This is a genomic window from Nonlabens sp. SCSIO 43208 (genome assembly GCF_050703575.1).
Classification (GTDB): domain Bacteria; phylum Bacteroidota; class Bacteroidia; order Flavobacteriales; family Flavobacteriaceae; genus Nonlabens; species Nonlabens tegetincola.
In genome coordinates this window covers 1902184-1922428 of the sequence record NZ_CP065365.1, presented here as the reverse complement: position 1 = coordinate 1922428, position 20245 = coordinate 1902184, and the positions used below count along the sequence as shown (strand labels likewise).

Below are 20245 nucleotides of genomic sequence, written 5' to 3'. Positions count from 1 at the left end.
ACGGTTGTAAAACCCTGAAAAAGTCTTTAATAGACAATTCAAGACTATATCGGTTTTTAAAAACACTTATAAAGATGTCAAATATTAAACTACACTAGGAAGTTTTATTTACTTATTTGTTTCTTTTTAAGTCTTGTTTTTATGATACCATTTGCTATAATAACAAGTAGAATCACTACAGCACCTAAATAAAACTCGGGTGTCATTTGCTCTTGCTCTTTGAAAATAAAATAGGCAAGTAAAATTCCGTAAACCGGTTCTAGGTTAATGGTAAGCATCACCGTATAAGCACTTAATACTTTCATTACTTTAACGCTGGCAATAAAGGCATAGGCTGTACACACGGAAGCTAGAATTCCCAACCATAACCAATCGTAAACAGACAATGCTACTGGAGCTACAAAGTCTATTGGTAATATCAAGAAAAATAAAGAGAGTAGAACGACACCACTTGCCAGCTCATAAAAAGAAATAACGGTAGGATTATAAACTTTGGCCCAACTTACATTCATAATACTGAAAACAGCGCTTAACAGTGCACTTGTCAATCCTAGCAAGATCCCTTCTATATAATTACTTTCTACCGTGAATATGTAATATAGTGCTCCAATAATTATAATCCCGAAGATTAATTCGTAGCCAACAAATTTTTTAGGTGTAAATAGAGGTTCTAACAAGGCCGTGAAAAAGGCTCCTGTACTCATCATTGCCAAACAGATGGACACATTAGAAACTTTAATGGCACCAAAAAAAGTAACCCAGTGTAAGGCTATTACACAACCTGCCAAGCAGAATGATAGAATACGCTTTCGCGAAAGCGTATTAACTCCATCTCCTAGTAACGAGATCCCTTTGATCTTTATATAGATAAAAATAAAAATTACCGCTAGCAACATACGGTACCAAACCAAAGGAATGGAATCAATACTTATAAGAGCTCCTAAAACAGCGGTAAAACCCCAAATAAAAACAATGAGGTGTAAATGGAGATAATTAACTACTCTATCGTCTGGCATTACGCAATAAAAATATAGCTACAATTGCAAAAAATATATTTGGAAACCAAACTGCAAACCACGGATTAAATGTGCTTTTCTCTGCAATGGTTCCAAAAACTTTGTCTAGAAATACGTAGGTCATAGCGATTACTAACCCTATGGCAAGATTCATTCCCATTCCTCCACGTTTTTTTACACTACTTACTGCAACGGCTATAAGGGTAAAAATAAAGGCACTTACAGGTATGCTGGTACGCTTGTACTTTTCTACATAGTATAAGTTCATGTTAGCGTTACCTCGTTTTTCTTCTTGTTTTATAAATTCATTCAGTTCCCAGAAATTTTTAGTTTCGGCTACATATTCTACTGGTGTAAGTTCATCGATTTCAAAAGGTAAAAGAGTGTCGTACTTACCGTATTGTTCGATTTTTTCACTGTTTTCAAGAATAATACGTTTTTTAAAACTTGTGAGCGTATAGGAAGTGTCGTTAAACTGAATACTACTAGCAGAGATTTTAAATTTAAGTGAGTCAGCTTCAAAATGTTCTAGGGTGAAATTGTAGCCCTTTTTTCTTGAAGGCTGGTAATTACTCACATAGATATACTCATTATCATTGATTTGACGATAAACATCAGATGTTTTTTGACTATCTGTTCGTTTAAAGTACTTGTATTGATATTCATTAAATCCTTGAGCGGCATTAGGAACCAAAAAAGAACTAAACAACAAGGCTCCTGTACAAACTATCGTTGCACCAATTATGTATGGCTTAAGGAATCTATTGAATGAAACTCCAGAACTTAAAAATGCAATAACTTCTGTGTTATTAGCCAATTTTGATGTAAAAAACATCGTAGAAATAAACAGAAATAAAGGAAATAAGAAATTTGAAAAGTAAATAGTAAAATCCAGAAGGTACCACAAGGTCTCGTCAAGTGGTGCATTTTTACTAAGTATCTTTCCCACTTTTTCTGCAAGGTGTACTGTAACCATTATCGGTAGGAATAACGATAACAGCAGGATAAATGAACCTAAATACCTTTTTAATATGTATTTATCTAAAATATTCAATACTATAATCTATTGTCCATTTGTTTTACCATTTTATCCTTCCAGGTTCTAAAATCACCAGCAAGTATGTGTTTTCTCGCCTCGCGCATGAGCCATAGATAAAAAGTAAGATTGTGCAAGGTACATATTTGCTTACCTAGCATTTCATTAACGGTAAAAAGATGTCTTACGTATGCCTTACTATAGTATTGATCTACCCAAGCAGTACCATGCTCATCTAGTGGTGAGAAATCATCGGCCCACTTTTTATTTTTTACATTCATGGTACCATTGACTGTAAAAATCATACCATTTCGTGCATTACGAGTAGGCATTACACAGTCAAACATATCTACACCTAGCGCCACGTTTTCCAATAAATTTATAGGAGTACCTACACCCATTAGGTAACGCGGTTTATCTTTTGGAAGAATAGCTGTTACCACCTCGGTCATAGCATACATTTCTTCAGCTGGTTCACCTACTGACAAACCACCTATAGCATTACCTGGTTGATCAGCATTGGCAATAAATTCAGCACTTTGAGCTCTTAAATCTTTATACGTACTACCTTGTACAATAGGAAATAAAGTTTGGTTATAACCATATTTACTAGGAGTATTGTGAAAATGATCGATACATCTTTTCAACCATCGATGGGTCATGTGCATGGATCGACGAGCATAATTGTAATCGCATGGATAAGGAGTACATTCATCAAATGCCATGATGATGTCTGCACCAATGGTACGTTGAATATCCATAGCGCTTTCTGGTGTAAAGAAGTGGTAAGAACCATCGATGTGTGATTTAAATTTCACACCAGCTTCTTTAATTTTTCTATTTGCACTCAAGGAATAAACTTGATAACCACCAGAATCTGTAAGAACTGGTCTATCCCAATTCATAAATTTATGAACACCACCGGCCTTTTCGAGAATTTCAGTTCCTGGTCGCAAATACAAGTGATAGGTATTTGCCAGAATTATATCTGGATTAACCACATCTTTAAGTTCATTTTGATGTAAACCCTTTACCGTTGCAAGGGTTCCTACAGGCATAAATATGGGCGTTTCAATTGCACCGTGGTCAGTGTGAACTACACCAGCCCTAGCCTGGCTGTTAGGATCGTTATGTAATAAGTCAAATTTCATGCGTGGCAAAGATAGGTTTTAACGTGATTTATACGACTAGTTAATTCAATTCATCTAAGTTAAAGACGGTTTAAAAAAATAATCAAGTCTTTAACTTTCCAGGATTCTATTAAATTGTTTGCTACTCGTTAATAATTGACTGTGCAAAATTCGTAAAAAGGAAGATTAGAAACGTACTTTTGCAGTATCATCAAATTAAACAATTAAAATGGCTGATATACAGCAATTAAAAGACATCGTAACCCAAGTACGCCGCGACATCGTACGACAGGTTCATGCAGTAAACAGTGGTCACCCAGGTGGATCCTTAGGCTGTGCAGAGTTTATCGTTACTCTCTATAATGAGATCATGGATCACAATCCAGATTTTAGTATGGATGGAGTTAATGAAGATTTATTTTTCTTATCAAACGGGCACATATCTCCCGTTTACTACAGTGTCCTTGCGAGAGCTGGATATTTCCCTGTAGAAGAGTTAAATACTTTTAGAAAACTAAACACTCGCCTACAAGGACATCCTACCACTCATGAAGGTCTACCAGGTATACGCATTGCTAGTGGTTCACTAGGACAAGGAATGAGTGTAGCTATAGGTGCTGCTCTTGCAAAAAAATTGAATAACGATGACAAAACCGTTTTCAGTTTGCATGGTGATGGCGAACTTCAAGAAGGTCAAATTTGGGAAGCTGCCATGTACGCCAGTGCAAATCATGTAGACAATTTAATCGCAACAATAGATGTAAATGGTCAACAAATTGATGGCTCTACCGATGCTGTATTATCACTAGGTGATCTAAAAAATAAATTTGAGGCTTTTGGTTGGGAAGTACTTACCATCGAAAAAGGAAATGATATTGAAGCTGTGGTAAATGGAGTACGTGAGGCTATTTCGCTTTCGCGAAAGCGTAAACCTATATGCATCCTGCTTCACACTGAAATGGGTAATGGTGTAGATTTTATGATGGGATCACACAAATGGCATGGTGTAGCACCTAATGATGAGCAATTAGAAAGTGCTCTTGCTCAAAACCCAGAAACTTTAGGAGATTACTAATCAAAATCTGTTCACCACTATGAAAGTTTACGAAAACACAGGAAATAAGGACACGAGATCAGGTTTTGGAGCTGGTCTTACTGAACTAGGAAATAAAAATGAGAATGTAGTGGCTCTTTGCGCCGATCTTACAGGATCATTGAAAATGAATGAATTTGCAAATCAGCACCCAGAACGTTTCTACCAAGTAGGAATTGCAGAAGCCAATATGATGGGTATTGCTGCTGGTTTAACAATAGGTGGTAAAATTCCTTTTACAGGAACATTTGCTAACTTTTCAACGGGTCGTGTTTATGACCAAATCAGACAAAGCATCGCTTATTCTGATAAGAATGTAAAAATTTGTGCATCACACTCTGGTCTTACACTAGGAGAAGATGGTGCTACACACCAAATTCTTGAAGACATCGGTCTTATGAAAATGCTTCCAGGAATGACTGTAATAAACACTTGTGATTACAATCAGACTAAGGCAGCAACGATTGCTATCGCAGATCATCATGGACCTGTTTACCTTAGGTTTGGACGACCTAAAGTAGCTAATTTTACTCCAGAAAACGGAAGCTTTGAAATTGGAAAAGCTGTTCATTTACAAGATGGAAAAGATGTCACTATAGTGGCAACTGGACATTTAGTTTGGGAAGCTCTAGAAGCTGCTAAAGAATTAAATGAAAAAGGTATATCTGCCGAGGTGATTAATATTCACACCATTAAACCTTTAGATGAAAAAGCTATTTTAGATTCAGTAAAGAAAACAGGTTGTATCGTAACAGCAGAAGAACATAATTATTTAGGTGGACTAGGAGAAAGTGTTGCACGCACACTTGCACAGCACCATCCTACACCACAAGAATTTGTTGCAACTCAAGACACCTTTGGAGAAAGTGGAACTCCTGCTCAATTACTTGAAAAATATGGCTTAAATGCTGCAAATATCGCAGCCAAAGCTCAACAGGTAATTAAGCGCAAGTAATTGTAATTAACACTATTATAAAACTGTATCTAATAGTACTTACTTTTAGATACAGTTTTTCTTTTTAAAACCTATAAGCAACTTTAGGCATTAGAGTCCAAGATGTCAAATTTTTTGTTATTCCACGTTCCATTTTAAAGGGTGTATATTGTAAATCTATGGATATAAACAATACACTCGAATCCTTAAACTCAAAGTTATAACTTAAAGAACTGAGTGCTAAAAAGGAATTTATACTGCTGTAATCAAGCTCTTGTGCAGCGCTATTAGTAACAGGATCTAAAAAGATTGAAGCCATCCCCATTCCAAATCCTAAATCCAATGCAGAAGACGGATAGCTCAATAACGTCTTATTTAATCTTAGTGAAGCATTTAATATAGTTGTGGCTTCTATTTCCTCATTTCTTTGTTCACCTTGTAAAAGAAAATAGTTGTTTTGCTGCGGTACTACTAATTGTAATGAAGCCTCTATGCTACGATTTTTTCTTGAGTTTGGAAACTGAAGAGATAATTCAAAAGAAGGCGACACATCAATAAATTGCCCTAATTCTGACGATGGAATATACGCTCCTACTCCAACCTTCAAAAATGGGGTTTCTATTGGCAAGGAATTCTGATTTTGGTTAGTCTGGGCATTAACCAAAGAATGATTAGAGATAATTAAGATTATAATAATGACTAAATTTTTCATGACTATTAGTTTAAAATTCGTGAGTAAAACTATGAGTCATCTTGTCCTATTTAATTCGATTAAATAGAAAAGAAAAATTTTGAAACTTGTGTTTTTTACAAACTCAACTCAAAAAAAAAAATCTACCTGTTGGTAGATTTTTTTATTCTATTTATGAGTCTGCATCTAGATAATCTGGTATTCCGTCACCGTCACTATCTCGTGCATCATCTGGGTTTGTATTACCATCAGGATCTGCATTTTCTTGACTAGTTGGAATCCCATCACCATCATCGTCTGGATCTAAATAATCAGGAACACCATCACCATCAGTATCTACTGCATCTCCAGGTAAAAAGTTACCATCAGGATCTGGGTTTTCAAATCTATTTTGAATTCCATCACCGTCTAAATCAATATTTACTTCGTCTGCATCAAGGTAACCTGGTATTCCATCACCGTCTAAATCTTCTGCATCATCAGGATTCCCATCACCATTAGGGTCTGCATTTTCAAAGATGGTACCTACTCCATCCCCATCGTCATCACGATCCTCAAAATTTGCAATACGGTCGCTGTCCGTATCATCATTTGTAGTTGTGATCAGTTCATCATTATTAGGATCCTCATATCTAGATAAAATTCCATCATTATCATGATCATTGATTTTAACAGCATGAACTTTGAAAGTAAAAAGTAAAGGCGAATATGCAGGAATTCCAGTAGGAGAACTATTAAAATAGGCAATACCACTAGGCATAAAAACCGCACCTATACCACTACCGTCAAAGGTAATAGTACCATCGGGATTTGCCGTTACCGATTGAGAACCCTTAAATTCTTGTGCTGCTCTAGCAAAACCTTCAATAGATCTAGGTAAATCAAACCAAATTGGGTTTTGTGCTGCATCAAATAAAGTATTATCCAACAGTCTACCTTCGTAACTCACCAAAGCACTATCTGCATAAGTTATTTGTGGATCGCTAGGATTACCTTCTCTTAATTTAAGTAAGTAATAAGTATAATTAACTCCTTCTCGTTCTATAGTACGAGTTTCGACCTGATTAATAAGTGGTGTTTGAGTAGTAGGATCATCGATTTCTCTCAAAATAATGTCAACGTCATTGGTAGGACTAGCTACAAAATCATCTTCATTATAATAATGAGTTTGTAGATAATCTAAAAGCGCCTCTTGATCTTCTAGATCTACTTCGTCTCTATCTCGTATTTGAATACCTGCATCATCGTCGTCATTATTACATGCAAAAACCGCAAGTACAAAACCAGCTAATAAGCCTAGTCTTAAAAGTTTTTTCATCATACTTTTTTTATTAGTGGTCAAAGATAGCATTTCTCGCTATTTTTGTTGTGTTAACGAGTGATAATAAGACATCTTATGCGAATAGATAAATTTTTGTGGTCTGTACGATACTTTAAAACACGTAGCAAAGCAACTGATGCCGCAAAAAAGGGTCGTATAAAAGTGAATGATGTAGTTGTAAAACCGTCTAGAGATGTCTACCCTGGAGATTTAATCACCTTGCGTAAAGATCAAATTGAATATAAAGTAGAAGTTATAGATCTGCCGGCTAATCGGGTAGGTAACAAATTAGTTGATCTTTATAGAGTAGATCGTACACCAAAGGAAAATTTTGAAGCTCGTGATTTAGTTAACCTCAGCCAAGATTACTACCGCCGTAAAGGAGAAGGAAGACCTACAAAAAAAGACAGACGTGATTTAACTGATTTACTTAATCAAGAAGAGGAGTAACATGGAATTAGATCAACGATACTGGAATGATAGGTACCTGAATAACACCGCAAAATGGGATTTGGGTCAAATTTCAACTCCAATTAAAGAATATGTTGATGGAATCACTAATAAAAATGTAAAGATCCTAATACCTGGTGCAGGGAATTCATACGAGGCCGAGTACCTACATAAAATAGGATTTAGCGATATTACCGTTATTGATATAGCCAGTGAACCTCTTTTAAATTTAGAAAGTAGACTCCCAAAGTCTCATAACCTTAAACTCATAAAAGAAGATTTCTTTAATCATCAGGGTAACTATGATTTAATTATCGAACAAACGTTTTTATGCGCATTGGAATTACGCTTTCGCGAAAGCTACCCTACTAAAATGAGTGATTTGCTCAACAGCAGTGGAATACTTGCAGGTGTTTTATTTACTATAGACAAGAATCGAAGTGAACCTCCTTTTGGCGGAACAATGGAAGAATATCGTAAATTATTTGAACCACTATTTAAAATAGAGACATTAGAACCTTGTTACAACTCTGTACCAGACAGAAAAAACAAAGAAGTGTTTATACAATTTAAAAAGAAATGAATACAATTTTAACACACGATCAAGTTCAACATAAAATTCGCCGAATCGCTTTTCAAGTAGCAGAAGTTTTTTATGAAGAGCATGAAATAATACTTGCAGGAATTAAAGGGCAAGGCTTCCAATTTGCCTCACTTTTGAAGACTCAATTAGATTCTATACTACAAGGAACAGTGACTATATGTGAAGTGAAAATTGATAAGAAAAATCCTCTATCTCCTATCTCTACTTCCTTAGATTCAAAATTATATAAAGATAAAGTTGTGGTCTTATGTGATGATGTTCTAAATAGTGGATCCACCTTAATATATAGTGTAAAACACTTCTTAGACACTCCTATCAAAAAAATGAAAACTGCTGTACTTGTGGATCGTAATCATAAAAGATACCCTGTAAAAGCTGATTTTAAAGGAATCTCATTATCTACAAATTTAAAGGAACACGTTGAAGTTTTCTTTGATTCCAATGAGAGTAAAGTCTTACTAAAATAATAGAGCAACAATCTCTCGAGAAATATCGTCGATTGTCTTATTATCGGTATTAATTTGATGCTGGGCTTTAGAATAATACTGCCTGCGTTCAAATAGATGTTTTCCAATAAACTCCATAAGTTCATTTTTATCGGATATAGAGGACAATAACGGTCGTTTATTCATTTCCTCGTATAATCGACTAGTCAAACTAGGAATACTAGCTTGTAAATAGATAGTAATATGTCCTAATTGATTGAGGTATTCCATATTGTTGTAATAACAAGGAGTACCACCACCTAAAGAAATAATTTGATATGTGCTAGATTCAGCTAAATCGGTTAAATACGTACGTTCTATTTTCCTAAAATATATAGCTCCTTTTTCTTGGAATATCGAATTGATACTTTTTTGCTCCATCTTTTCTATATAGTCATCTAGATCTATTTGATCCATTCCTGTTAATTGACTTAATTTTTGGGCAATCGTACTTTTACCGCTACCCATGTATCCTAAAAGAAAAATTTTTTTCATTCTCAAAACCTTGATTATTAAAGGGATTCAAATTTGTTTCAAAATTAATTCAAAAAGTTGTTTGTAAATCAATAATAGGTAGTATATTTGCACCCGCAAACGCGCAATGACTTGGTAGCTCAGCTGGTAGAGCATCACACTTTTAATGTGAGGGTCCTGGGTTCGAACCCCAGCCAAGTCACAGATTTTTCAAAAACAAAAGCTCTATTTTCATAGGGCTTTTTTTCTACCCGGGTGCTGAAATTGGTAGACAGGCACGGTTGAGGGCCGTGTGCACTAGTTGCGTGTGGGTTCAAGTCCCATCCCGGGTACTTAAAGTCCTTATCAAATACGATAAGGATTTTTTTTTGAGCCATTTTTAATTTCTGATGTTGATTGTAGAATAAAAGGTTAAACAAATTACAAAGTACTGTTTGAAGTACTTAATTTTTGTTTAACTTTACCATTGTTATAATTAAACAAATTTTGTTTTGATCAAGAGCAAGTTCAGCATTAAAGATTTAGAAAACCTAAGCGGTATTAAATCACATACTATAAGAATCTGGGAAAAGAGGTATAACTTATTAGAACCAGATAGAACTGATACGAATATCAGGACCTACGATTTAAGTATGTTGCAAAAAATTCTTAACGTAAGTTACCTAAGAAACGCTGGTATTAAAATTTCTACTATTGCCAGCTTGAGCAGCGAAGAAATTGAGGCACAAGTTAGAAAATACGCAGAACGTAACAATAGAAATGATCATGCTATTCAGGAGCTTAAATTGGCTATGGTGAATTTTGATCAAGAAATGTTCCAGCGTATTTACACGAGTGTTTTAGATGAAGTCGGATTTACAGGAGTATTTTATAATCTATTTGTTCCATTTCTTGAAGAACTAGGTTATTTGTGGCAATCTAAAACTATAAATCTTGCTCATGAGCACTTTATAAGCCATTTAATTAAACAAAAAGTGCTGGTAAATCTGGAAAAATACCAATACAAACATTTTGAAGCAACAGATCATGTTTTTGTTTTATTCTTACCAGAAAATGAAATGCATGATTTAGGACTATTATTTTTAAATTATGAACTGTTACGCAGAGGCTGCAACACAGTATATCTAGGTGCTAGTATGATGCTAGATTCCCTACCTTTCTTTAAAAAAGGAGGAATAACACCTACTTATATTACATACATAACGGTACAACCTACTGAAAAACAACTACCTACTTTTTTGAGGCAATTTGATCGAAAGGTAGCTAAAGGTGACGATGTTAAATTATGGATTTTAGGTCATCTAGCTCAAAAGATTAAGCCAAGTGATTTAAGTAAAAATCAAATTGTATTTCCTGGTATTACAAACTTATTAGAACAAATTCCTGAACTTATTACTAATGAATAAAAAGATAGCAATTATAGGTTCTGGTTTCTCATCACTTTCAGCCGCCTGTTACCTTGCAAAGGAAGGTAATATGGTAACCATATACGAAAAGAATGAAACAGTTGGTGGTAGAGCAAGAAGATTAGAAAAAGATGGTTTTACTTTTGATATCGGTCCATCTTGGTACTGGATGCCAGATATCTTTGAGCGATTCTTTGCAGACTTTGATAAAAAACCATCTGATTATTATCAATTGGATAAATTGAATCCAGGCTACACTGTTTATTTTGAAAATGACAAAATCAACATTGCTGACAATCTAGATGAAATTAAATCCACTTTTGAAGATATTGAGCCAGGCAGTTCACAACCTCTTCAAGAATTTATGGATAAGGCTAGTGAAAACTACGATATTGCCATTAAAAATCTTGTTTATCGTCCAGGAGAATCACCACTAGAATTAGTAACTCCACAAACAGTAAGGAAGCTAGGCGCTTTTGTAGGTAATGTATCAAAGGATGTACGTAAAAAATTCAAAAACCCTAAGTTAATCTCAATATTGGAGTTTCCTGTGTTATTCTTAGGAGCGACACCAAGTAACACTCCTAGCTTTTATAACTTTATGAATCATGCCGATTTTGGTCTGGGTACTTGGCATCCTAAAGGAGGTATGTATGAAGTAATACTAGCCATGAAAAAGCTTGCAGAAGAATTGGGTGTTGTAATAAAAACCAATGCTCCAGTACAGAAGATCCTTGTTAATGAAAGTAATCATGCCTACGGTCTCATGGTTAATGATCAAAAACATTTGTTTGATACCATCGTATCAGGAGCAGATTATCATCATTCAGAAACCTTATTAGAGCCTCAATATAGACAGTACAGCGAATCATATTGGGATAAAAAAACATTTGCCCCTAGCTCACTGATATTTTATGTTGGATTTGATAAAAAATTAAAAAATATTGAGCATCACAATCTGTTTTTTGATACAGATTTCACTAAACATGCCAACGAGATATATGAGCAACCACAATGGCCAGAAGAACCTTTATTTTACGCAAACTTTACCTCGGTTACTGATGAAAGTACAGCGCCTGATGGTTGCGAAAATGGTTTTTTCTTAATTCCACTAGCTCCAGATTTAGAGGACACTCCTGCTTTACGTGAACAATACTTTGACATAATCATGGATCGATTTGAAAAGAGAACAAATCAAAATGTCAAAAACAGCATTATATTTAAGGAGTCGTTTTGTGTCAATGACTTTAAAGAACAATACAATAGTTATAAAGGAAACGCCTATGGGATGGCAAATACACTATTACAAACAGCTTTCTTAAAACCTAACTTAAGAAGCAAAAAAGTTAAAGACTTATTTTTTACAGGTCAGCTCACGGTTCCTGGACCTGGAGTACCACCATCATTAATTTCAGGAAAATTAACCGCTCAGTTGGTTAAAAAATACTCGCTATAAAATGAAAAGTTTATTCGATCAAGTTTCAAGAGAATGTAGTAAGGCTGTAACGCATCGCTACAGTACGTCATTTTCCCTAGCAAGTAAAATGTTAGGTCCTTCCATAAGGCAAGATATTCATAACATTTATGGATTTGTAAGATTTGCTGATGAAATAGTGGATACATTCCATGATTATGACAAGAGAACATTATTAGACCGTTTTGAAGAAGACGTTAAACGAGCTATAGAAGATAAAATAAGCCTTAATCCTATTTTAAATTCTTTTCAAGAAACCGTAAATAAATACAATATTACTCCAGATATGTATGGTGCTTTTTTAAACAGTATGCGCCTTGATCTTGATAAATCAGTGTATCTAACTGATGAAGAATATCGCAACTACATTTATGGCAGTGCCGATGTAGTAGGACTTATGTCTTTAAAAGTATTTGTAAAAGGTGATGAAGACAAATATGAAGACCTAAAACAAGATGCTATGAGACTGGGAAGTGCCTTTCAAAAGGTAAATTTCTTAAGGGATCTAAAAGCAGATTTAGATACACTAGAACGTAGCTATTTTCCAAATACCAACCTACACGATTTATCAGAAGAAGATAAAGCAAGATTGATAACCGAGATTAAAGAAGACTTTGATGCAGGGTTAAGAGGAATTCAACGACTACCAGTAGAGGCAAAATTAGGAGTTTACACTGCTTATGTTTATTATCGTAGACTTCTTACAAGATTAGAACGTACTCCTTCTAGAGAAATAAGAAACACAAGAATACGCGTTCCTAATTATGAAAAAATTGGTTTATTAGCCAAAGGTTATGTAAGTTGTCGCCTGAACTTGATTTAATTATATGGAAATAGTACTCTGGATTGTCATTTTCTTGACCACATTCGGTGTTATGGAATTCAATGCTTGGTGGATGCACAAATACGTGATGCATGGATTTTTATGGTACTTACATGAGGATCACCATCACAAAAAACATAACAGCTGGTTTGAAAAAAACGATTTCTTCTTTGTTTTTTATGCAGCTGTAAGTATTGCTTTAAAAGTAGCACATAGTGAATATGACTTATGGTGGGCACTACCTATAAGTGCTGGAATTCTAGCCTATGGTATTGCCTATTTCATTGTTCATGACATATTCATACATCAACGCTTTAAATGGCTGAGACAAGCGAACAATAAATATGCTAAAGGTTTACGTAGAGCTCACAAAATTCATCACAAACATCTAGGAAAAAAAGATGGTGAAAATTTTGGAATGCTAGTAGTGCCATTCAAGTATTTCAAATAATGAAAAAGGCTATCATTATAGGGTCTGGAATTGCCGGCCTAGCTGCTGCCTTGCGACTTAAGAAAAAAGGATATCAAGTAAGTGTATTTGAAAAAAACGACTACGCTGGCGGGAAATTACACGCTATTGAACTAGGTAAATATCGTTTTGACTTAGGACCATCACTTTTTACTTTACCTCATTTAATTGACGAATTACATCAATTGTTTCCTAATGTAGAGGTAGATTTTAATTACATCAAAAAGAAAACTGCCTGTCATTACTTTTGGGAAGATGGAACAAGTTTTGAAGCTCCTGCTGATCTTGAAAACTTTGCTGTAAAAGCTGCTGAAATTTTTGATGAAAAACATAAAACTTTATCTAAATACCTTCAAAATAGTAAGATGAAGTATGAAAGCACAAAAAGTTTATTTTTAGAAAAATCACTACACAAGTCAAATACTTACTTCAGTAAGCAAACACTTAAAGCTATTTTAAAAATCCCTTTCCTTGGAATTAATAACACATTAGATCAGGAAAACAAGAAGTTTTCCAACCCAAAACTTAACCAACTATTCAATAGATACGCGACCTACAATGGTTCATCACCCTATCTCACACCTGGAATCATGTCTATGATTCCCTATTTAGAATTAGGATTAGGAACCTATTATCCTCAAGGTGGTATGCATCGTATCTCGCAGTCTCTGTTTGAACTAGCACAAGAAGTAGGTGTTGAATTTAGCTTTCGCGAAAGCGTAAAAAAGATCAATCACAGCAATAATAAAGTCACTGGAGTCACCACCGAAAAAGGTATTCACGATGCTGATATCGTATTGTGTAACATGGATGTATTTCCTACTTACCGTCAATTATTAAAAGACATTAAAGCTCCCGAAAAAACATTAAAGCAGGAACGCAGTAGTAGCGCTCTTATATTTTACTGGGGAATTAAAAAATTCTTTCCTCAATTGGATCTTCACAACATTTTATTTAGTGAAAATTACAAAGCAGAATTTGAGGCTATTTTTAATAATAAATCTTTATACGAGGATCCTACAGTATATATAAACATAACAAGTAAACAATCACCTCAAGATGCCCCTAAAGGATGTGAAAATTGGTTTGTGATGATTAATACACCTGGTGATTATGGGCAAGACTGGGAAAAACTTGTAATAAAGGCTAAAAAAAACATACTATCTAAAATCAAAAGATGTCTTAACATCGATGTTGAAGAGCTGATTGATGTCGAATATGTTCTTACACCACAAGGTATCGGAAAAAATACGAGTAGTTATCGAGGTGCTTTATATGGAGCAGCTAGCAATAATAAATTTGCTGCTTTCCTTAGACATCCGAATTTTAATAAAACGATTGGGAATTTGTACCATGTAGGAGGATCGGTTCATCCAGGTGGAGGAATACCTTTATGTTTATTAAGTGCAAAAATTACTGCAGATTTAATCCCAAATACAAATGCCTAAAACTGTTACTATCATCATGCTATGGGTAATACATATAAGTGCGCTTATAGGTATAGCGATGGGTAATCAGGATTTTTTCTTTCCAAAATCACCCTTTACTCTAGTTTATCTGGCCATCTTGTGCGTTTGGTTTTTCCCAGTGAATTCGGTAAAGAAGGCATTGCTTTTTGGCCTCTGTTTTATCACAGGAATGAGTGTTGAATGGATAGGTGTACACACAGGATATTTGTTTGGAGATTATCACTATGGTGTTAACATGGGCTGGAAATTAGATGGTATACCCTACCTTATTGGAAGTAACTGGGCACTATTATCATTTATTACTTATGAAATAAGTAGAAAATACATAACTCAACGTTTATTGATTCCGCTTGCAGGTGCTTTTCTCATGGTGGTTCTGGATTTCTTTCTAGAGCAAATTTGTGATGTGGCTGGATTTTGGCATTTTAATAATGGTGCAGGCTGGTTCAATTATATATGCTGGTTTTTAATCGCTGCTGCATTGCAATATGTATTACAATTCTTCAAACTTAAAGGAGATATAAAAATATCTCTGCATTTATATAGCGTTCAACTCATTTTTGCAATTGTTTTATGGATAATCATTACGATATAGCCATTATAGGAATGGGTTGTGCAGGTAGTCATGTAGTACTACAACTGCTCGAGAATGCGCCACATTTAAAAGTAGCTATACTTGATTCATTCGGATCTTTAACTCAAGAAAAAACATGGAGCTTTTGGGAAAAAGGTCCTGGTAAGTATGACGACTTGATCATTGCCAGTTGGAAAAACTGTAGATTTCACACAGGAGATGAGGAATTATCCCTTACCATGAATCCTTACCTATATAAATCAATAGAAAATGTGAAGTTTTCCGCTTTCGCGAAAGCGCAATTACAACAAAATTCCAAATACCATTACATCGGGAGTGAAGTAACACACTTAGAGCAAACACATAATTCCAAAGAAGTAACCGTATCATACAATAACGGCTCATTAACCGCAGATTTAGTTCTAGATAGTAGACCATTAGAGGACATTCCATCAACTGGGATTACACTGTTGCAACACTTCAAGGGTTGGTTCATTGAAACCTCTGAAGATTATTTTGACCCAAAGGAATTTACTAAAATGGATTATCAACTGGTAGATCCGGGAACAACTAGCTTTGTTTATATACTTCCGTTTTCTAAAAGAAAGGCGCTAGTGGAGTATACCTACTTTGCTAAAAATCTGGTGCAAGACGAAGTTTATGATCAGTACCTTGAAACCTATATTACAGACTTTTTAAAAATTAGTGATTATAAGATAACTAAAGTAGAAAAAGGGATTATTCCCATGACGAGTAATGATTTTAAACCCTTCATAAATAAGAATGTGATTAAAATAGGAACTGCTGGCGGCTGGGTAAAGGCAAGTACTGGTTATAGTTTTAAAAATAGCGAACGACTTGCCCGACAATTGGTCAATAATTATCTAGAAAACAGACCTCTTTTCTATAAAATGACTAATAAAAAGTACGAAGTTTTTGACGAAACTCTACTGCGCGTTTTACACGAGAATGAAGCTTCTGGTCCTGAGATATTTAGTAAAATGTACCAGCGAAATAGTGTACAAAATATTATGGCATTTCTAGATGAAGAAAGCAGCCTTCTTGCTGAATTAGGAATTATGAAGTCACTTACGTCATGGCCCTTTGTAAAGAACTTTTTTAAGTCTCTTTAAACGATAGCAGTTCTGGAATCGTGAAGCCCTGCCAACTTCCTGTAATCAAATACGGTTGAAATCTAGAGAACATTTCTTCTTTATACCACTGTAGTGCTTGAGTTTGCTGTATGGCTTGTTTATGGTTATTACCTCTGTAAGCAAACTTTTTTAAAGCCTTTGCATCGTCCCACAGACTAAACGTTGCCATATGAGTAAAAGGGCGTTCTCCTACTCCTGCGGTAAATAATAAACTAGGATTTTCTTTTAAACCTTTTTGAGAAATAGGTACATAATCCCAAAACTTTTTAAGCATGTGCGGTTTAATAGTAGCTCTTGTTATTACTGTGAGGTAGGGATTATTGGTATCCATATCTGAATGCTGCTCAAAAGGGTTTTTCTTTGACCATTGACCATATGCTTTAATATTTTTCATGTAAAAGGTCAATTGCTGCTCGCTGTGATTAAGATATTTCTTATAAAGACTAGAAGAATCAAAAAATTCTTGGGCTTCTTTATGCGAATCCCATACTTGTAATAATCCGTAAACACTCCAATCTGGCCATGGACTAAAACCTTCTTTACCACTTCCTAATAATTTGTATGACTGTAATCCGCTTTGTCGGCGCAGTGCGCTATGCGCAAATTGCATCATCCAAAATGCCCATATCTTGTCCTTTAATTTAGGGTATTTAAAAAAAGTAAGAGTAGTAATTTGTTTAGACATTGAAATCAATAGATAAAGCTAGCAAAATACGAAACCTGTCTAGGTAAAACATCAGGTTTATTTATTATTTATAAAATAGGTAAGAGCTAAGGTAACTAATGAGAATCCCGCGCCTAGATAAAGTATTTCAATACCTTCGGAGTATGTAACAACTTTACCCGTAAACGAAATAGCCATTACAAAAATTACCATTTTAATGAGTAACGATTTAAGATCGTCTAATGTTTCAATAACGAGCCACGATGGTAAGTTTTTGATTTTGGCAACGTATAATTCGAATAGTCCCATGGCAACAGTAAAAAAGATAACACCTAATAATACAAGGTCTAGAGACTTTAAGCAATCTTGTATAATGGTATCTTCTTCAGAGTAACCGCTGGCGATATTAATAAGAGCGTGATAAATATCCGATATTGCATATACTTCAATGGCAATAGCTAGAGCAATAATAGCGACTACTCCAATTGTTGCAATAATTTTTAAAAATACACCCAAGAATTTAAACACAACTATATTTTTTATGTAAGGTACACTTAGACAGTTATTTAAAGACAAAAATTTATCCTAATTCTAATAAAAAAATCCTCTTCAGTAAGAAGAGGATTTTAAATTTAATATAACAACTTAATTAAGCTGCGTTTTCTTCTTTAATCTTATTTAAGGCACTTCCTTTATGGAACCACTCAATTTGAGCCTTGTTATAAGTGTGGTTTAATTTGATTTGATCCTTTGACCCATCAGCATGTACAACTTCTAAAGTAAGCGGCGTGTCTGGTGCAAATTGATCTAAATCTAAGAAGTTAAAAGTATCATCTTCTTGGATCAAGTCGTAGTCTGCTTCATTTGCAAACGTTAGACCTAACATTCCTTGTTTTTTAAGGTTTGTTTCATGGATACGAGCAAACGATTTAACTATTACCGCTGCTACACCTAAGTGTCTAGGCTGCATAGCTGCGTGTTCTCTTGATGAACCTTCTCCATAATTATGATCACCTATCACTACAGACTTGATACCGTCAGCTTTATAAGCTCTCTGAACTTTTGGTACAGCATCGTATTCTCCAGTAAGTTGATTTTTCACTAGGTTGGTTTGCTTATTAAAAGCATTAACCGCTCCAATCAAAGTATTATTTGCAATGTTATCTAAATGTCCTCTGTAACGTAACCATGGACCAGCCATAGAAATGTGATCTGTAGTACATTTTCCAAATGCTTTGATTAACAGTTTTGCACCTTTAATTTCAGTTCCCAATGGCACAAAAGGAGTCAATAATTGTAATCTATCAGAATCGTCTGCAACTACTACTTCTACTCCGCTACCATCTTCAACTGGTGCAAGGTAACCATCGTCTTCTACTTCAAATCCTTTAGGTGGTAATTCCCATCCTGTAGGTTCATCTAGCATCACCTCTTCTCCATCTTCATTGATAAGTTTATCAGTAATTGGATTAAAGTCTAGTCTACCAGCAATTGCTATTGCAGCAGTCATTTCTGGTGAAGCTACAAAAGCGTGTGTGTTTGGATTACCGTCAGCACGCTTGGCAAAGTTTCTATTGAACGAGTGAACGATTGAGTTTTTAGGTGCATTTTTTGGATCCTCATAACGAGCCCATTGACCAATACATGGTCCACAAGCATTCGTAAATATTTTTGCATCTAAATCTTCAAAAACCTTTAAGATTCCATCACGCTCTGCAGTAAAACGAACTTGTTCAGATCCTGGATTAATACCAAACTCTGCTTTAGTTTTAAGTCCTTTATCAAGTGCTTGTTGAGCAACACTGCTTGCTCGAGAAAGGTCTTCGTATGAAGAGTTTGTACAAGATCCTATAAGACCCCATTCCACCTTTAAAGGCCATCCATTTTCTTCAGCTTTTGGCTTCATTGTACCAACTTCAGTAGCAAGATCTGGAGTAAAAGGACCATTTAAGTGTGGCATTAATTTATCTAAGTCGATATCAATTACTTGGTCAAAGTACTGTTCTGGATTTGCATATACTTCATCATCTCCTGTAAGATATTCTTTCACCTCATTAGCAGCATCAGCAATATCTGCACGATCTGTCGCTCTTAAATAGCGTTCCATTGATTCATCGTATCCAAAGGTTGAAGTAGTTGCACCTATTTCTGCACCCATGTTACAAATAGTACCTTTACCTGTACAAGATAAGTTCTTTGCACCAGGTCCAAAATATTCTACTATAGCTCCTGTTCCTCCTTTTACGGTAAGAATTTCAGCAACTTTTAAGATTACATCTTTTGGTGCAGTCCAACCTGATAATTTACCAGTTAACCTTACTCCGATTAATTTAGGAAATTTAAGTTCCCAGGCCATACCTGCCATTACATCTACTGCATCGGCACCACCTACACCTATTGCTACCATTCCTAATCCACCTGCGTTTACAGTATGTGAATCGGTACCAATCATCATTCCACCTGGGAAGGCATAATTTTCAAGTACTACTTGGTGAATAATTCCTGCTCCTGGTTTCCAGAATCCAATACCATATTTGTTTGATACACTTTCAAGGAAGTTAAATACTTCATTACTTGTATTAAGTGCATTTTGTAGATCCGTATCGGCACCTACTTTAGCTTGAATAAGGTGATCACAGTGCACTGTTGTAGGAACAGCTACTTTATCCTTACCAGCTTGCATAAATTGAAGTAAAGCCATTTGGGCTGTTGCATCTTGACAAGCAATACGGTCCGGAGCAAAGTCTACATAATCTTTACCACGTGTAAAAACCTTTTCAGGGTTTCCATCCCACAGGTGTGAGTATAAAATCTTTTCAGCAAGTGTAAGCGGTTTACCAGTCAATTCACGAGCTTTATCTACTCGTTCTGGCATGTTTGCATACACCTTTTTTATCATGTCAATATCAAAAGCCATATGTGTGTTTTTTTATCCGTTTTTTAGGTGTTGCGAATTTACAAAACAGACTTCATAATTG

21 protein-coding genes and 2 tRNA genes are annotated in these 20245 nt (G+C 35.1%); 14 read left to right on the top strand and 9 right to left on the bottom strand.

Annotation, left to right across the window (positions count from 1 at the left end; translation table 11 throughout):
• Window positions 1–104 precede the first annotated feature (104 nt).
• Genes I5168_RS08725 through tgt form a run of 3 tightly spaced genes read right to left on the bottom strand, consistent with a single transcriptional unit; the run spans window position 105 to window position 3203 of the window.
• Window positions 105–1016 carry a DMT family transporter gene (locus tag I5168_RS08725; protein WP_338350043.1) on the bottom strand — a complete coding sequence of 304 codons (912 nt, stop codon included), beginning with the start codon at window positions 1014–1016 and terminating at the stop codon, window positions 105–107.
• On the bottom strand, window positions 1003–2070 hold the full coding sequence (locus I5168_RS08720; protein ID WP_060524710.1) for an LptF/LptG family permease: 1068 nt from the start codon (window positions 2068–2070) through the stop codon (window positions 1003–1005). Before I5168_RS08720 ends, I5168_RS08725 begins: the two co-directional genes overlap by 14 nt.
• A gap of 2 nt (window positions 2071–2072) precedes the next feature.
• Window positions 2073–3203, bottom strand: a complete 1131-nt coding sequence (gene tgt, locus I5168_RS08715) for a tRNA guanosine(34) transglycosylase Tgt (protein ID WP_042279403.1) — start codon at window positions 3201–3203, stop codon at window positions 2073–2075.
• Between the two features lie 208 nt (window positions 3204–3411).
• On the opposite strand from tgt, the gene I5168_RS08710 reads away from it, so the two are divergent.
• The gene (locus I5168_RS08710) at window positions 3412–4257 is read left to right on the top strand and encodes a transketolase (protein ID WP_042279406.1); all 846 of its coding nucleotides are present in this window, start codon (window positions 3412–3414) and stop codon (window positions 4255–4257) included.
• A 19-nt stretch (window positions 4258–4276) separates the two neighbouring features.
• Window positions 4277–5230, top strand: coding sequence for a transketolase family protein (locus I5168_RS08705; protein WP_431471528.1), 954 nt, complete (start codon window positions 4277–4279; stop codon window positions 5228–5230).
• 64 nt (window positions 5231–5294) lie between these two features.
• On the opposite strand, the gene I5168_RS08700 is transcribed toward I5168_RS08705, so the two are convergent.
• Both I5168_RS08700 and I5168_RS08695 read right to left on the bottom strand, forming a co-directional pair.
• On the bottom strand, window positions 5295–5921 hold the full coding sequence (locus tag I5168_RS08700) for a hypothetical protein (protein ID WP_431471527.1): 627 nt from the start codon (window positions 5919–5921) through the stop codon (window positions 5295–5297).
• A 151-nt stretch (window positions 5922–6072) separates the two neighbouring features.
• Window positions 6073–7218 carry an FKBP-type peptidyl-prolyl cis-trans isomerase gene (locus I5168_RS08695; RefSeq protein ID WP_431471526.1) on the bottom strand — a complete coding sequence of 382 codons (1146 nt, stop codon included), beginning with the start codon at window positions 7216–7218 and terminating at the stop codon, window positions 6073–6075.
• 78 nt (window positions 7219–7296) lie between these two features.
• On the opposite strand from I5168_RS08695, the gene I5168_RS08690 reads away from it, so the two are divergent.
• Genes I5168_RS08690 through I5168_RS08680 form a run of 3 tightly spaced genes read left to right on the top strand, consistent with a single transcriptional unit; the run spans window position 7297 to window position 8742 of the window.
• Window positions 7297–7671 (top strand): RNA-binding S4 domain-containing protein, encoded by a 375-nt coding sequence (locus I5168_RS08690; RefSeq protein ID WP_431471525.1) that lies wholly within the window; start codon window positions 7297–7299, stop codon window positions 7669–7671.
• 1 nt (window position 7672) lies between these two features.
• Window positions 7673–8254 (top strand): SAM-dependent methyltransferase, encoded by a 582-nt coding sequence (locus I5168_RS08685; RefSeq protein ID WP_431471524.1) that lies wholly within the window; start codon window positions 7673–7675, stop codon window positions 8252–8254.
• Window positions 8251–8742: a phosphoribosyltransferase family protein gene (locus I5168_RS08680; protein ID WP_085774888.1), complete on the top strand. Its 492-nt coding sequence runs from the start codon at window positions 8251–8253 to the stop codon at window positions 8740–8742. Before I5168_RS08685 ends, I5168_RS08680 begins: the two co-directional genes overlap by 4 nt.
• Here I5168_RS08680 and I5168_RS08675 read toward each other — a convergent pair.
• On the bottom strand, window positions 8734–9255 hold the full coding sequence (locus I5168_RS08675; protein WP_431471523.1) for a shikimate kinase: 522 nt from the start codon (window positions 9253–9255) through the stop codon (window positions 8734–8736). The genes I5168_RS08680 and I5168_RS08675 overlap by 9 nt on opposite strands.
• 108 nt (window positions 9256–9363) lie before the next feature.
• Between I5168_RS08675 and I5168_RS08670 the strand changes: the two genes are divergently transcribed.
• The 9 genes from I5168_RS08670 (at window position 9364) to I5168_RS08630 (ending at window position 16582) form a co-directional block, all read left to right on the top strand.
• Window positions 9364–9436: transfer RNA gene (locus I5168_RS08670), tRNA-Lys, on the top strand.
• A 47-nt stretch (window positions 9437–9483) separates the two neighbouring features.
• Window positions 9484–9566, top strand: a tRNA-Leu gene (locus I5168_RS08665).
• A 159-nt stretch (window positions 9567–9725) separates the two neighbouring features.
• Window positions 9726–10640, top strand: coding sequence for a MerR family transcriptional regulator (locus I5168_RS08660; protein WP_042279416.1), 915 nt, complete (start codon window positions 9726–9728; stop codon window positions 10638–10640).
• The gene (locus tag I5168_RS08655) at window positions 10633–12096 is read left to right on the top strand and encodes a phytoene desaturase family protein (protein ID WP_431471522.1); all 1464 of its coding nucleotides are present in this window, start codon (window positions 10633–10635) and stop codon (window positions 12094–12096) included. The genes I5168_RS08660 and I5168_RS08655 overlap by 8 nt, the downstream gene beginning before the upstream one ends.
• Window position 12097: 1 nt before the next feature.
• Window positions 12098–12937, top strand: a complete 840-nt coding sequence (locus tag I5168_RS08650; RefSeq protein ID WP_060524690.1) for a phytoene/squalene synthase family protein — start codon at window positions 12098–12100, stop codon at window positions 12935–12937.
• Window positions 12938–12941: 4 nt separating this feature from the next.
• A complete protein-coding gene (locus tag I5168_RS08645) occupies window positions 12942–13388 on the top strand; it encodes a beta-carotene hydroxylase (protein WP_431471521.1) in 447 nt (148 codons plus the stop codon).
• Entirely contained in the window at window positions 13388–14854 is a 1467-nt protein-coding gene (gene crtD / locus I5168_RS08640; RefSeq protein ID WP_431471520.1) for a 1-hydroxycarotenoid 3,4-desaturase CrtD, read from the top strand. Before I5168_RS08645 ends, crtD begins: the two co-directional genes overlap by 1 nt.
• Window positions 14847–15470: a carotenoid biosynthesis protein gene (locus I5168_RS08635; protein WP_431471519.1), complete on the top strand. Its 624-nt coding sequence runs from the start codon at window positions 14847–14849 to the stop codon at window positions 15468–15470. Before crtD ends, I5168_RS08635 begins: the two co-directional genes overlap by 8 nt.
• Window positions 15449–16582, top strand: a complete 1134-nt coding sequence (locus I5168_RS08630; protein WP_431471518.1) for a lycopene cyclase family protein — start codon at window positions 15449–15451, stop codon at window positions 16580–16582. The genes I5168_RS08635 and I5168_RS08630 overlap by 22 nt, the downstream gene beginning before the upstream one ends.
• Here I5168_RS08630 and I5168_RS08625 read toward each other — a convergent pair.
• From I5168_RS08625 to I5168_RS08615, 3 genes are all read right to left on the bottom strand, one after another.
• Window positions 16569–17288, bottom strand: coding sequence for a DUF3291 domain-containing protein (locus I5168_RS08625; protein ID WP_431471517.1), 720 nt, complete (start codon window positions 17286–17288; stop codon window positions 16569–16571). The two genes, I5168_RS08630 and I5168_RS08625, sit on opposite strands and share 14 nt — an antisense overlap.
• Window positions 17289–17345: 57 nt before the next feature.
• Window positions 17346–17795, bottom strand: coding sequence for a YqhA family protein (locus I5168_RS08620; RefSeq protein ID WP_052510381.1), 450 nt, complete (start codon window positions 17793–17795; stop codon window positions 17346–17348).
• A gap of 121 nt (window positions 17796–17916) precedes the next feature.
• A complete protein-coding gene (locus tag I5168_RS08615) occupies window positions 17917–20184 on the bottom strand; it encodes an aconitate hydratase (protein ID WP_105019218.1) in 2268 nt (755 codons plus the stop codon).
• Window positions 20185–20245: the final 61 nt, after the last annotated feature.

Bases quoted from the DNA above. Each gene is read 5' to 3' on its own strand.
- I5168_RS08725 (WP_338350043.1), bottom strand. From the start codon at position 1,016: ATGCCAGACGATAGAGTAGTTAATTATCTCCATTTACACCTCATTGTT.
- tgt (WP_042279403.1), bottom strand. From the start codon at position 3,203: ATGAAATTTGACTTATTACATAACGATCCTAACAGCCAGGCTAGGGCT.
- I5168_RS08710 (WP_042279406.1), top strand. From the start codon at position 3,412: ATGGCTGATATACAGCAATTAAAAGACATCGTAACCCAAGTACGCCGC.
- I5168_RS08705 (WP_431471528.1), top strand. From the start codon at position 4,277: ATGAAAGTTTACGAAAACACAGGAAATAAGGACACGAGATCAGGTTTT.
- I5168_RS08700 (WP_431471527.1), bottom strand. From the start codon at position 5,921: ATGAAAAATTTAGTCATTATTATAATCTTAATTATCTCTAATCATTCT.
- I5168_RS08695 (WP_431471526.1), bottom strand. From the start codon at position 7,218: ATGAAAAAACTTTTAAGACTAGGCTTATTAGCTGGTTTTGTACTTGCG.
- I5168_RS08690 (WP_431471525.1), top strand. From the start codon at position 7,297: ATGCGAATAGATAAATTTTTGTGGTCTGTACGATACTTTAAAACACGT.
- I5168_RS08685 (WP_431471524.1), top strand. From the start codon at position 7,673: ATGGAATTAGATCAACGATACTGGAATGATAGGTACCTGAATAACACC.
- I5168_RS08680 (WP_085774888.1), top strand. From the start codon at position 8,251: ATGAATACAATTTTAACACACGATCAAGTTCAACATAAAATTCGCCGA.
- I5168_RS08675 (WP_431471523.1), bottom strand. From the start codon at position 9,255: ATGAAAAAAATTTTTCTTTTAGGATACATGGGTAGCGGTAAAAGTACG.
- I5168_RS08655 (WP_431471522.1), top strand. From the start codon at position 10,633: ATGAATAAAAAGATAGCAATTATAGGTTCTGGTTTCTCATCACTTTCA.
- I5168_RS08650 (WP_060524690.1), top strand. From the start codon at position 12,098: ATGAAAAGTTTATTCGATCAAGTTTCAAGAGAATGTAGTAAGGCTGTA.
- I5168_RS08645 (WP_431471521.1), top strand. From the start codon at position 12,942: ATGGAAATAGTACTCTGGATTGTCATTTTCTTGACCACATTCGGTGTT.
- crtD (WP_431471520.1), top strand. From the start codon at position 13,388: ATGAAAAAGGCTATCATTATAGGGTCTGGAATTGCCGGCCTAGCTGCT.
- I5168_RS08635 (WP_431471519.1), top strand. From the start codon at position 14,847: ATGCCTAAAACTGTTACTATCATCATGCTATGGGTAATACATATAAGT.
- I5168_RS08630 (WP_431471518.1), top strand. From the start codon at position 15,449: ATGGATAATCATTACGATATAGCCATTATAGGAATGGGTTGTGCAGGT.
- I5168_RS08625 (WP_431471517.1), bottom strand. From the start codon at position 17,288: ATGTCTAAACAAATTACTACTCTTACTTTTTTTAAATACCCTAAATTA.
- I5168_RS08615 (WP_105019218.1), bottom strand. From the start codon at position 20,184: ATGGCTTTTGATATTGACATGATAAAAAAGGTGTATGCAAACATGCCA.